The 12,700-nt window shown below is 36.0% G+C and carries 15 protein-coding genes and 1 pseudogene; 4 read left to right on the top strand and 12 right to left on the bottom strand.

Annotation, left to right across the window (positions count from 1 at the left end; genetic code table 11):
- Positions 1 to 5: 5 nt before the first annotated feature.
- Positions 6 to 1,067: a bifunctional peptide-methionine (S)-S-oxide reductase MsrA/peptide-methionine (R)-S-oxide reductase MsrB gene (msrAB, locus tag DV424_RS00080; RefSeq protein WP_118858638.1), complete on the bottom strand. Its 1,062-nt coding sequence runs from the start codon at positions 1,065 to 1,067 to the stop codon at positions 6 to 8.
- A 174-nt stretch (positions 1,068 to 1,241) separates the two neighbouring features.
- On the opposite strand from msrAB, the gene DV424_RS00075 reads away from it, so the two are divergent.
- Positions 1,242 to 2,105, top strand: a complete 864-nt coding sequence (locus DV424_RS00075; protein ID WP_118858637.1) for a DMT family transporter — start codon at positions 1,242 to 1,244, stop codon at positions 2,103 to 2,105.
- Between the two features lie 95 nt (positions 2,106 to 2,200).
- On the opposite strand, the gene DV424_RS00070 is transcribed toward DV424_RS00075, so the two are convergent.
- Both DV424_RS00070 and DV424_RS00065 read right to left on the bottom strand, forming a co-directional pair.
- Positions 2,201 to 2,374, bottom strand: a complete 174-nt coding sequence (locus tag DV424_RS00070; RefSeq protein ID WP_005631822.1) for a zf-HC2 domain-containing protein — start codon at positions 2,372 to 2,374, stop codon at positions 2,201 to 2,203.
- Positions 2,375 to 2,382: 8 nt separating this feature from the next.
- Complete coding sequence (locus tag DV424_RS00065; protein WP_118858636.1) at positions 2,383 to 2,928, bottom strand: sigma-70 family RNA polymerase sigma factor; 546 nt, start codon at positions 2,926 to 2,928, stop codon at positions 2,383 to 2,385.
- Between the two features lie 92 nt (positions 2,929 to 3,020).
- On the opposite strand from DV424_RS00065, the gene DV424_RS00060 reads away from it, so the two are divergent.
- On the top strand, positions 3,021 to 3,239 hold the full coding sequence (locus DV424_RS00060; RefSeq protein WP_118858635.1) for a hypothetical protein: 219 nt from the start codon (positions 3,021 to 3,023) through the stop codon (positions 3,237 to 3,239).
- A gap of 40 nt (positions 3,240 to 3,279) precedes the next feature.
- On the opposite strand, the pseudogene DV424_RS00055 reads toward DV424_RS00060, so the two are convergent.
- The 8 genes and pseudogenes from DV424_RS00055 to rng all read right to left on the bottom strand — a co-directional run.
- A pseudogene (locus DV424_RS00055) lies at positions 3,280 to 3,384 on the bottom strand (N-acetylmannosamine-6-phosphate 2-epimerase); the annotation flags it as partial.
- 147 nt (positions 3,385 to 3,531) lie between these two features.
- The gene (locus DV424_RS00050) at positions 3,532 to 3,987 is read right to left on the bottom strand and encodes a type II toxin-antitoxin system VapC family toxin (protein ID WP_118858633.1); all 456 of its coding nucleotides are present in this window, start codon (positions 3,985 to 3,987) and stop codon (positions 3,532 to 3,534) included.
- 1 nt (position 3,988) lies between these two features.
- The gene (locus tag DV424_RS00045; protein WP_118858632.1) at positions 3,989 to 5,101 is read right to left on the bottom strand and encodes an AAA family ATPase; all 1,113 of its coding nucleotides are present in this window, start codon (positions 5,099 to 5,101) and stop codon (positions 3,989 to 3,991) included.
- A gap of 125 nt (positions 5,102 to 5,226) precedes the next feature.
- Positions 5,227 to 5,367 carry a zf-HC2 domain-containing protein gene (locus DV424_RS08950; protein ID WP_118858829.1) on the bottom strand — a complete coding sequence of 47 codons (141 nt, stop codon included), beginning with the start codon at positions 5,365 to 5,367 and terminating at the stop codon, positions 5,227 to 5,229.
- Between the two features lie 206 nt (positions 5,368 to 5,573).
- The gene (locus DV424_RS08945; RefSeq protein WP_239993556.1) at positions 5,574 to 7,061 is read right to left on the bottom strand and encodes a YadA-like family protein; all 1,488 of its coding nucleotides are present in this window, start codon (positions 7,059 to 7,061) and stop codon (positions 5,574 to 5,576) included.
- Between the two features lie 632 nt (positions 7,062 to 7,693).
- Positions 7,694 to 8,086, bottom strand: a complete 393-nt coding sequence (locus DV424_RS00030; RefSeq protein WP_118858631.1) for a type II toxin-antitoxin system VapC family toxin — start codon at positions 8,084 to 8,086, stop codon at positions 7,694 to 7,696.
- Positions 8,087 to 8,347 carry an antitoxin gene (locus DV424_RS00025; RefSeq protein ID WP_005631831.1) on the bottom strand — a complete coding sequence of 87 codons (261 nt, stop codon included), beginning with the start codon at positions 8,345 to 8,347 and terminating at the stop codon, positions 8,087 to 8,089.
- A gap of 82 nt (positions 8,348 to 8,429) precedes the next feature.
- Positions 8,430 to 9,905 carry a ribonuclease G gene (gene rng, locus DV424_RS00020; protein WP_118858630.1) on the bottom strand — a complete coding sequence of 492 codons (1,476 nt, stop codon included), beginning with the start codon at positions 9,903 to 9,905 and terminating at the stop codon, positions 8,430 to 8,432.
- A 115-nt stretch (positions 9,906 to 10,020) separates the two neighbouring features.
- Between rng and putP the strand changes: the two genes are divergently transcribed.
- Both putP and cmoB read left to right on the top strand, forming a co-directional pair.
- Entirely contained in the window at positions 10,021 to 11,535 is a 1,515-nt protein-coding gene (gene putP, locus DV424_RS00015; protein WP_118858629.1) for a sodium/proline symporter PutP, read from the top strand.
- Positions 11,532 to 12,497 carry a tRNA 5-methoxyuridine(34)/uridine 5-oxyacetic acid(34) synthase CmoB gene (cmoB, locus tag DV424_RS00010; protein WP_118858628.1) on the top strand — a complete coding sequence of 322 codons (966 nt, stop codon included), beginning with the start codon at positions 11,532 to 11,534 and terminating at the stop codon, positions 12,495 to 12,497. Before putP ends, cmoB begins: the two co-directional genes overlap by 4 nt.
- A gap of 40 nt (positions 12,498 to 12,537) precedes the next feature.
- Here cmoB and DV424_RS00005 read toward each other — a convergent pair.
- On the bottom strand, positions 12,538 to 12,700 hold a 163-nt coding region (locus tag DV424_RS00005; protein ID WP_154099475.1), incomplete at its 5' end, for an IS3 family transposase.

Below are 12,700 nucleotides of genomic sequence, written 5' to 3'. Positions count from 1 at the left end.
TCTCCTTATTTTTTAATGGATTGAATCAAATATCCGTATCCTGCCTTTTCCATTTCGGCTAACGGAATAAATTTAATTGATGCACTGTTAATGCAATAACGCAAACCGCCTTTATCTTTCGGGCCGTCATCAAATACGTGACCTAAATGAGCATTACCCGCACGGCTTAACACTTCGGTACGTTGCATATTGAAGCTGTTGTCGGTTTCATAATGCACTACATCTTTAATGATCGGTTTCGTAAAACTTGGCCAGCCACAACCTGATTCAAATTTATCATTTGAAGAGAAAACAGGCTCTCCTGTGGTGACATCAACATAAATACCAGGTTGGAAGTTATCCCAATATTCGTTACTAAAAGAGCGTTCAGTATGTTTATTTTGAGTAACGGAATATTGCAACGGTGTCAATTTCGCTTTAAGTTCTGCATCACTCGGTTTCGGATAATCTTTTTCATCAATCACAGGTTCATCTGCTTTGGTAATATCAATATGGCAATAACCATTTGGATTTTTCTTCAAATAATCTTGATGATATTCTTCCGCTACGATGTAATTTTTAATCGGTTGTACCTCAATTTGCACTGGTTTTTTATATTTGGTTTGAAGCTGGGCGAGAGCTTGTTCGATCACCGCTTTATCTGCCCCATCTTGATAATAAATCCCTGTGCGATATTGTCTGCCACGGTCGTTACCTTGTTTGTTTACACTCGTTGGATCAATCACTTTAAAATAATATTTAAGCAATTTATCTAACGAAATTTGGTTTGCATCGTAAGTGACTTTTACCGTTTCTGCGTGATCGGTTACCCCAATCATCTGATAACTGGTTTTATCCGTATTACCATTGGCATAGCCAGAAATTGCATCTTTCACACCGTGAATACGCTCCATATATGCTTCCATACCCCAGAAACAACCACCAGCAAGATAAATTTCTCGGATGTTTTGTGTATTTTCCATTGCCATTTTTTGTTCTCCAGATGATGATGTTGAATTTTGTATTGCTAAAGTTGGTGTAGCACTGCAAAGTGCGGTAATAAATAGAAATGTTTTTGATAGTTTCATTGCTTTTCCTTATGAAGTAAAAATTAACGTTACATAAGGTTAGACGGCGGATAATTCGATTTCTTACAGATTTTTGCAAAATTTTTAAAGAAATTGACTAAAATCCATTGTTATAACCAATAATAAAGCGTTAAGATGCCCAATCTCCCCCTCTTTTCTAAGGTAAAAATCTATATGCAATCACATTCCATTCCTTCACTTTATCACAAAGCAATTAGTTTTATGGTATCAGCGTACTTTTCCATTACCTTGATGAATGTATTTGTCAAAACGGCTTCTCAAACAATCCCTGCAAGTGAAACCTTATTTTCACGCTTTTTAATCGGCTTGCTTTTCTTACTTCCTTTTGTGATTAAAGATCGAGATTTTAAAGTGGATACTCGTCAATGGAAATTTTTAATCCTGCGTAATGCCGCGGGTGTATCGAGTATGTTGATTAACTTTTATGTCGTGAAGTTCTTACCGCTTTCCATCACTGTCTTGTTGATGAATACCTCTGCCCTATTTATCCCGATTTTATTGCTCTTTTTCCATCAAAAAACACCGCTTAATGTGCTTTTATGTAGCTTAATCGGTTTTCTTGGCGTTTCCATTATTTTACTCACCAATCACAATGGCAATGTTGATCCTATTTATGTGTTGGTAGGATTATCTGGTGCTGTATTGGCAGGAATGGCATTTATTGGCTTACAAGAATTAAACAAATACAACACACCAAAAAATATCGTATTTTATTTTCATCTGATTGGTACATTCATGTTACCAGTCTTCTTTATTAACCAATGGAAAATCCCTAATTTATACGAGCTTGGCTTATTGCTATTAGTGGGCGGATTTGGATTGATTTTCCAATTATTACTCACGCGCGCTTTTAAATACGCACCCGCCAATATCATTACTCCTTTTGCGTTCACTGGCGTAATTTTCTCTAGCGTTTTCGACTGGCTCTTTTGGCATCATACACCTAACCTCTATTTTTGGCTCGGTGCAGTTATAATTGTGGGCGCAGTGAGTTTATTGGCGAAGCTGAAGAAATAAAACCTTTGAGAGTATAAAATTCCGTACGGATAAGTTAGAAATACCGCTATAAAGTGCGGTCAAAATAGCGGTATTTTTTAATACTTTCATCACTCTTAATGTGAATCTTTAAATTTCTTCATCATCATACTTAAGGTTTTGCAATTTCGTTGAAAACGGCGGCAATGTGGGCAGGTAACTAAATGCACTTTTAGCCCCACTTTTTCTTGTATATCTAATGAACGTTCGTGTGATTCGGAAATCATTCGAGTGGCTTGGCGACAACGCATAATCTCTCCTAAAGTTTTTTTGAAAGACAGTTTTGCAACTGTAAACGAGCCCGATAAAGGGTGGTATGTAAATTAGACGAAGTTAAATGCGTTTCTTGACAAATTTCTTCAGATGAAAGCTCTAAAAACTCTCGCATCATAAAAATTTTTGCCTGTTTAGCGGGTAAACAAGTCAAACAAGTTTCAAAAATCAGCCAAAATTCATCGGAATAAACGGTTTCTTCTTCGCCTTGTAATTCACTCGGGTAATGTTCTGGTTTCCAATGCCCCTTTTCATCAAAAAATGAATTATTGGTATTTTCATCTTCAAGTTCACTTTCTAAAACAAACCGCCCTTTCTGACGTAAATAATCAATAATCTTATTTTTAAGAATCGCAAAAATCCAAGTTTTAAATGCAGATTGATGCTTAAAATTAGCGAGATTTTTGAATGCACTTAAAAAGGCTTCTTGTACTAAATCTTCGGCAAGATCAGCTTGATTAACTTGCAATCGTGCAAATGTCAGCATTTGAGTGCGAATTTGCTGAAGCTCAAGATCAGATATAACATTCATTTTAATTCCTTTAAAACTTATATAAGAAATGAAACCCACTTCCTTTAACATACTAAGGTTGTTATTTTTACACTCAAAAAAGGAAATTTAAAATGAAAAATTTTACATTGAAAAGCGCAATCTTAGGTATGACTATGTTATTTGGTACGACAACCGTTTATGCAGAAGAAATGAAATCTGATGACATGCAAATGCACTCCGACCACATGATGAAGTCTGATGAAATGGGAATGAAATCTGATATGAAAATGAAATCTGATAAAAAGATGAAATCAAATAAAAAAATGAAAATGACAAAAGAAAAAATGTAAAGAACAGTCTGTAAAAGTGCGGTAAAAAATCTCAAAAATTTTTTACCGCACTTTCAATACCAACAGAACGCAGACAATTTATTCCATCTACCGCAATAATCTCTGGCCCCATATTCGCTAAATCGTCAATATCTTGTAAGAATGGAATATTTGGATATAAAACGCCTTAAAACAAGAACCTTTCAGAATAAGAATACCTAGAAATCTTATTTTTAAGCTAAGAAGGGAGAAATGAAACAAAAGCGACCAAATTCTGTAAGACTTAAGTAAAAATTTGACCGCTTGGTAAGTACTATTCAGTTATCAACCTCGTATAAAGCAAATCCCAATCTGCAATATCTTTATCAATGGAAGCTAATGCCAATCCATTCTGTTTAGCTGTTGCAAAGTGCATAATATCAAAATTATGCTTATCAATTTTCTTTGGCGTTTGCCCACTATCTTGACGCAAACGTCTTTCATATCGAAATAACTTAGCCGCCAAATTTGCAATCGGCTTATCAATATTCAAATTACTGAGTCTATTTAATACCGCAAGATGTTTTTCGTAATTAGGAATATCCACCCAATCAACACCACGCAATACCTCATAATAAATAAGCGGTGTAATATAAACGATGTTTTGCGAATCTGATAACAACTCACGTAAACGCTGAGCCTCTGTACTACGATTATTTTTAATTGCGGCAATTAAAATATTGGAATCTAATAGCACTTTATTATTTAATGGGACTTTATTTATAGACATATTAAGCTCCTAATAAATCTAATAGTGCTTTCTTCATATCAGATTGAGATTCTGCTGTAGTATTTTCAAGACGTAACTTGTTGAGACTCACTCCAAACGCTTCATCTAATAAGTCAATCAACGCAGCTTGACCCGCATTTTGAATAAGTTCCGTCACCACAACATCATTTTTTTGAACTAGCTGATATGCAGCTCCATCAACTAATTGAGTTAATACTAGAGAAGAGTGCGTAGTAATTACAAAATAGGTATTTGGAAAAATTTTTGTTAGCAACGGTAATATCTTCGTTTGCCATTCAATATGTAGATGGCTTTCAATTTCGTCAATCAAAACATAGCCTTTTACTTGCTCAATATCTTCAGAATTTGTGAAATAAGAATAGCCAGCTACAATAGATTGAACAATTTTAATTAAAGAAGCAAATCCACTACTTAACTCGCTCAAATAATGTATTTTTCCATCTAATTTAATGGTTACACGTTCTCCATCTGGCGATTTAAAATCTTCAGGAGCTGCACTTATGCGAGAGTCAATCTGATTTAAAATTCGCAATACAGCTAACAATTCCACCTCACGATTATTTTCACGAAGTTGATATCGATTAGATGAATTTGCTCGCTGAATAAACCATTCATCAATCGAACCTTGCATATTTAAAGTAGAAAAACTGTATTGCATTTTATCAATAACAGATTTCACATAGGCTTTTTTTCTTGTCTCAAATTCACCTATTGCGCCATCCACATTACCCTGTTTTTGTTGGATTTCTCCTCGATTTTGTGCTGCCAAATAAATTATAGGAAAGTCATGGAAACTCTTCGACTCAATAGCATCTGATATTCTTATATAAGAAGAATTCATTTTTATAAAATCAGAAACCTTAGTCTTATTAATAAGTGCTTTTTCAAATACAATTTTGTCAGAATAAACATAAAAATTATCTGCCACATATTTATTCGTAAAGAATAGTTGCGTGTAAAGCGATTCCAAAGTTTTAGTTTTACCGACTCCATTAGAGCCAATAATCACATTCATTTTTTTATTAGAGAGCTGTAAATTAATACTACCCACTCCCTTTACATTCTTAAATTCAATATGCTGATCTAATAACATACCGTAATCCTATTTTGTTTGTAAGCATAGATATAAAACTAGTTTACCATTTAATAAACTAGAACAATCGAATTTGTAAAATATTTTGCCAGTTCAATTATCAATTTTTATTATCTATCATTTAATTATATAGATTTATCTGTGGCATCTCTAAATTTTTTCACCATTTTGCTTAATGTTTCACAATTTCGTTGAAAGCATCGACAATAAGGGCTGGTAGTTAAAGACAGTTTTAGCCCAACTTTTTCTTGTATATCTAATGAAATCTATTTTTTAACTATTTTTACACTCAAAAAAGGAAATTTAAAATGAAAAATTTTACATTGAAGCTGTTTCACGAAGTTAAGAAAAATCTGGTGTTTAAGAAAGAATAATTCAAATAAAAAACGAGCATTTTCGATTTAACTTGATGCTAAACAGAAAATGCTCGTTTTAGATGCTAATTTATCCGATTAGATTGGTTGTTTTATCTTTACCAAATCCAGCCAGCCCCCATTTGATAGGAAATTTTACTGTTTTTGCCTGCATTTACGGCAATACCACTTTTTAATGTGATATTTGCTTTTGGTGTGTAGCCGACACCAATCGCCACCGCATTACGGCTGCCATAACCGCCCACCGCAGCAGAAAAACTCGCTTTTCCGACCGCTTGTGGCAATACTAAACCAGAAAGTGCGTTAGCCGCCGCCAAACCACGTTCTAATTTGCTGTCTAACTTACCAATTTTGCCATTTAACTCGTTAAAATCTGATTGGAAATTATGCACTTGCGTTTGCAATGTGCCTAATTTGAGGTCGGTATATTGTTTTGCATCTGCTAACGTTTTTGCATCGCCCGCTTCACGTTTAACAGCTTCTTCCGTAATTTGTGAAACTACTTCATTTTTTGCTTGAACAATTTTGTTATCCACACCAGCAACTTTAGTTTCTACATCAGTAACTTTACCTTCAACTTGAGTAATTTTCCCCTCTGTTGCAGTTATTTTAGTTTCGATACCTGTCACTTTTGTATCTAATGGGTTGAATTTATCATCGGTATATACTTTAGCATCTGCTAAAGTTTTTGTATCGCCATCTTCCATTTGTTTTTTATTTACTGCATCAGTGTCTTTTTCGGCTGTTTTTACATTAGCAATGTATCTTTCTGTACTTTCTTTACCAAAAGAAACTTCATTTTCTCTTGTGGTTATAGATTCAGCCCCTAAGGCCATAGAATTATTGTGTTCAGCTTTTGCATCAGAACCAAGAGCTACTGCTGACGATTTTGAGGCTTTTGCACCGTCACCAATTGCCACTGTATAACTTCCCAATGCCTTACTTTCTTTCCCTAATGCAACCGAATAATTACCTGTAGCCTTTGCTTCTTTACCAATTACCGTAGAACCCATATTTGCTTCGGTTTGCTTGCCAATTGCCACGGCATTATCTCCAAGGGTTTTCACGCTATATCCTAACGCCACTGTATAATTTACCTTAGGTTTGGCATTGTCAGATGTCTTCGCTTCATTTGCTTCGCCAAACACAATGTTATGTTCCCCCTCCACTTTATTTTTATAACCAGATACTACGTTGTATCTATAATCATCTACCTGATTGCTATCTTTGCCTACTTCATTATAATAACCAGACACAGTGTGATAGACACCATACACTTTATTTCCTTGCCCAAACACCTGACTTGATGCACCTTTTACTGTATTACTCAAACCGTAAACCTGTAAGTCGCCATTGCCACTACCATAATCCTTTCCCGTTACAGTATTACTAAGCCCTACAACCACCGTGCTATTCCCCGTTAGCTCGTTATTATTTCCCACAATTAAATTATTAGTTGCGTGAGATAATTTAGAATTAGTATTAGAAGTATCAGTACCTTTAACACCATTAATTTTATTGGTTTCTAAATTACCAATAATGATATTGTTACTGCTCGTACGCTCAGATGTACTAATATCTTTCATTCCAAAATTATTTGAGAAGTTGGGATTTGAAGTGGTTGGAGGAGAAGCATCAGCTAAAGCTGGATTAGTGAATATTCCACCAATAATAGAAAGAGCCGTAGTTATTGTGCAAGATGGGAAGAAAAGACTAGTGTTGTTTGTTTGTTTGTTTGTTTGTTTGTTTGTTTGTTTGTTTGTTTGTTTGTTTGTTTGTTTGTTTGTTTGTTTGTTTGTTTGTTTGTTTGTTTGTTTGTTTGTTTGTTTGTTTGTTTGTTTGTTTGTTTACAGAATTATATAAAAACATATTATATCCTCACTATATTAAATAAAAGATGCCTAATTTTACTTCATATAGATTAAGATATAAAGGAAATATTGTTTTTATAAATAAAAAGTGCGGTGAAAATCTCAAAAATTTTTACCGCACTTTCAATACCAACAAGAAGCAGGCAGATTGTTCCATCTATCCTGCATTCACTAAATTATCCAATATCTTATAAGAACAGAATATTTGGATGTATAAAACACCTTAAAACAAGAACCTTTTAGAATAAGGAATACCTAGAAATCTTATTTTTAAGCTAAGAAGGGAGAAATGAAACAAAAGCGATCAAATTCTGTAAAACTTTTGCAAAATTTGACTGTTTGGCAAGTTAAACACTACACCAATTTTCTAAAATCAAGTTGGAGACAAACTCAAAGGCTTTATCACTCGTGACTAAAACACATTCATTGGCTAAAGCGTGAGCTGCAATCATCTGATCTTGTACGCCCATTACTTTGCCTTCTTTTTCCATTTCAGCTCTTAGCTTGCCATAAATTTCAGCAGTTTTCGTATCCCATTCTAAAATAGAAATCGCAGATAAAAATGCATCTAGAAACTGTGAAAGTTGCAGATTATTACGCTTTGCTACACCATAAAATAATTCAGCGGCGGTAACAGAAGAAATACAGAGAATTTCAGGATTAAGCAACCTTAATCGTTCTACCACAGAAGGCACTTTACGGAAAAAATAACTCACAGTATTCGTATCTAACATATACATTTAAAAGCCCTCAAAAGGATCTCGCGTTGCCACTTCTTGCTTACGTTCTTTTTCTGATAAAAAATCTTCATCACATTGAATTGTAGGTAACAATTCGAAGACTTTCTGCCAATTTTGCTGGCTACGAGAACGAGTTGAAAGCGTAATATCGCCATTTTCTTCTTTGAAAACATAAATTTGAGTGGCGTCAAACTCAAATTCCACAGGTAAACGAACGGCTTGATTGCGACCATTTCTAAATAAACGTGCGATTTTTTCCATTATGTTCCTCCTTAAATATATGCTTTAGTATATGCCAAAACACTAGTCTGAACAAACACGATTAAATTTAACCGCACTTTAATTACATCACCACCACATCAAACTGTTCTTGGTTATAAAACTGTTCTGTTTTTACTTTTACTCGTTTGCCAATAAACATTTCTACTTCTGGTAGCAAGCCGTGAGATTCTTCATTAATAAGATATTCGGAAACTGCTGGCGAGGCATAAACAACAAATTGTTCGCTACTGAATAAATGATAAACCCGAATAATTTCACGCATAATTTCGTAACAAACTGTCTCAACAGTTTTCACCCTCCCGCGTCCATGGCACGTTGGACATTCATCACATAGCACATGCTCTAAACTTTCGCGGGTTCTTTTACGAGTCATTTCTACAAGGCCTAATTGCGTAAAGCCATTCACATTAGTTTTCACACAATCTTTAGAAAGTGCATCGCATAAAGATTCTAGTACTCGATTGCGATGTTCATCTGTTTGCATATCAATAAAATCAATAATGATAATGCCACCAAGATTACGTAGTTGTAGTTGCTGAGCAATGGCTTTAGTTGCTTCAATATTAGTATTGAAGATGGTTTCTTCTAGATTACGATGCCCCACAAATGCGCCTGTATTAATATCAATGGTGGTCATCGCTTCTGTTTGCTCGATAATTAAATAGCCACCCGATTTGAGATTAACACGTTTATCTAGCGCTGTTTGGATCGCATTTTCAACCCCATACACATCAAAGATAGGTTGATTGCCAGAATAAAGAACAAGTTTATCGCTTAATTCAGGCATAAATTCATCGGTAAATTCTTTCACTTCGCCAAAGCAAAGTTTAGAGTCGATACGAATTTTTTCTAAGTTCGTGCCGATAAAATCGCGCAAAATACGTTGAGGAAGCGCTGGCTCGCCGTAAATTTTTGATTTGGTTGGATATTTAGATTTACGTTCTAAAACTTTACGCCATAAGCGTTTTAAAAATTCAGCATCTTGACGTAATTCTTCTTCGCTTGCCCCTTCTGTGGCGGTACGAATAATAAAACCGCCGAGTTCATCACAAAACGGTTCAACTAATGCTTTTAAACGGGCACGTTCTTCTTCGCTTGCAATGCGTTGTGAAACGCCCACGTGGCTATTTTCCGGCATAAAAACAAGATGACGCGATGGCAATGTGATGTCTGTTGTTAAACGTGCGCCTTTTGTACCAAGGGGATCTTTCACCACTTGTACAACAATATCCTGCCCTTCGCGTACTAATTCTGAAATGCTCTTAACTTTAAATTGCTTTTGTTCATTTTCATCTACACATTCCGTGTGGGATACAATATCAGCAGCGTGTAAAAAAGCCGCTTTTTCCAAACCAATATCAACAAAAGCCGACTGCATACCAGGCAACACTCGAGTGACACGACCTTTATAAATATTTCCGACAATTCCTCGTTTGGCTTGGCGTTCAATATGCACTTCGCGCAACATTCCTGTTTCTACTAGCGCAATGCGTGTTTCGTTAGGCGTTACGTTCATCAATAACTCTACAGCATCCATTTTATATTCCTAATTTCTTAAATTTCATCAAATATTCAGTCTAAATAGAATAATAGCCCGAAATAAGGTAAAATGCACCCTTTCTGAAATTTTTAACCCATTTTGGACTTATAAAATGTTTGGATTCGACCCAACTCTTATTACTTTTACTATTTATATTTTCGGGATGTTACTGATTGGCGTACTTGCCTATTATTACACGAATAATTTATCAGATTACATTCTCGGTGGACGTCGTTTAGGCAGCTTTGTCACTGCAATGTCTGCGGGTGCTTCAGATATGTCTGGTTGGCTTTTAATGGGCTTACCTGGTGCGGTATATTTATCAGGCTTAGTTGAAGGCTGGATTGCTATTGGCTTAACGCTTGGCGCTTATTTTAACTGGCTTCTGGTGGCTGGTCGTTTGCGTATTTATACTGAATTAAATAATAATGCCCTCACTCTTCCAGAATATTTCCACAACCGCTTCGCCACATCACATAAATTATTAAAAATTATTTCTGCTACGATTATTTTAGTATTTTTCACTATCTATTGTGCTTCGGGTGTCGTGGCGGGTGCAAAATTATTCCAAAATTTATTTTCAGTCGAATATTCCACCGCACTTTGGTATGGTGCAGCGGCAACCATTGCTTACACGTTCATCGGTGGTTTCCTTGCGGTAAGCTGGACAGATACCATTCAAGCCACATTAATGATTTTTGCATTAATTTTAACCCCTGTTTTTGTGTTATTAAGTTTCGCTGATACCGCTCAATTTTCCGCAGTATTAGAACAAGCTGAGGCTGCCGTAAATAAAGATTTCACGGATTTATTTACTTCTACCACACCGCTTGGTTTATTAAGTCTTGCTGCTTGGGGATTAGGCTATTTCGGGCAACCGCATATTTTAGCGCGTTTTATGGCGGCTTATTCTGTCAAATCACTTATCAAAGCTCGCCGCATTAGTATGACATGGATGGTGCTTTGCTTAGGTGGTGCAATTGGTATTGGTTTCTTCGCGATCCCTTATTTCTTTGCCAATCCAAACATTGCAGGCACAGTCAATAATGAACCAGAGCAAGTATTTATTGAACTTGCAAAACTTTTATTTAATCCTTGGATCTCTGGCATATTACTTTCTGCTATTTTAGCGGCAGTAATGAGTACATTAAGCGCGCAATTATTAATTTCATCTAGCTCAATCACAGAAGATTTCTACAAAGGTTTTATTCGCCCTAAGGCTTCAGAAAAAGAGCTCGTATGGCTTGGCAGAATAATGGTATTAGTTATTGCCGCACTTGCTATCTGGATCGCACAAGATGAAAACAGCAAAGTATTAAAACTTGTAGAATTCGCTTGGGCTGGTTTTGGTAGTGCATTTGGCCCAGTTGTACTTTTCTCTCTTTTCTGGAAACGAATGACATCATCAGGTGCGATGGCGGGTATGCTTGTAGGCGCAGTAACAGTATTTGCTTGGAAAGAAGTTGTTCCAGCTGATACCGATTGGTTTAAAGTATATGAAATGATCCCGGGGTTTGCTTTCGGTAGCCTTGCAATTATTGTTGTCTCATTGCTGTCTAGCAAACCGGAACAAAATGTTCTAAATACCTTTGACAAAGCAGAAAAGGCCTATAAGGAAGCAAAATGATCGACTTTCGCCCATTTTATCAACAAATTGCGACCACAAATTTATCAGACTGGTTAGAGACCTTACCGCGCCAATTGAAAGAATGGGAAACTCAAACTCATGGCGATTATGCGAAATGGAGTAAAATTGTTGATTTCCTACCTGATTTACATGCTGATGAAATCGATCTCAAAAGTGCGGTAAAATCTGACCGCACTTCTCCCCTTTCAGAAGGCGAAAAACAACGAATTATCCATCATTTAAAACAATTAATGCCATGGCGAAAAGGGCCTTATCATCTCTTCGGCATTCATGTAGATTGTGAATGGCGTTCAGATTTTAAATGGGATCGTGTTCTTCCTCATTTAGCGCCACTGCAAGGTCGCACTATTTTAGATGTAGGCTGTGGCAGCGGTTACCATATGTGGAGAATGGTAGGTGAAGGCGCAAAAATAGTCGTCGGGATTGATCCTACCGAACTTTTCCTTTGCCAATTTGAAGCCGTACGCAAGCTGCTTAATAATGATCGTCGAGCAAATCTTATCCCGCTAGGTATTGAGCAAATGCAGCCATTAGCGGCATTCGATACTGTATTTTCAATGGGCGTACTCTATCATCGTAAATCACCATTAGATCATTTAAGCCAATTGAAAAATCAATTGATAAAAGGTGGCGAATTAGTATTAGAAACGTTAGTTGTGGATGGCGATGTAAATACTGTGCTTGTACCAGCAGATCGCTATGCGAAAATGAAAAATATTTATTTTATCCCCTCTGTCGCCGCACTAATTAACTGGCTAGAAAAAGTTGGCTTTACCAACGTACGTTGTGTGGATGTAGCGACAACCACATTAGAGGAACAGCATAAAACTGATTGGTTGGAAAATGAAAGCCTGATTGATTTCTTAGATCCAAATGATCACAGTAAAACCATTGAAGGTTATCAAGCACCGAAAAGAGCGGTAATTTTAGCGAACAAATAAAAAAGGGAAATTTGATCTGACCCCAAAAAGTTAGACTGATTTAGTTCAAGGACTGAGTTCTGTAATTCACAGGGCTGAGTCCTTTTAGTTTCCCCTGAATGCGCTCATGGTTGTAATAATGAATATATTCATGAATCGTTTTTTCCAGTTGTTCGAACGTCTCAAATCGTTTGCCGTAATAACATTCCGTTTTTAATCGCCCA

This window comes from Haemophilus haemolyticus, from assembly GCF_003493605.1.
Taxonomy (GTDB): Bacteria; Pseudomonadota; Gammaproteobacteria; order Enterobacterales; family Pasteurellaceae; genus Haemophilus; species Haemophilus haemolyticus_J.
The sequence above is the reverse complement of the archived record's forward strand: the minus strand, read 5'-3'. Positions and strand labels throughout refer to the sequence as shown.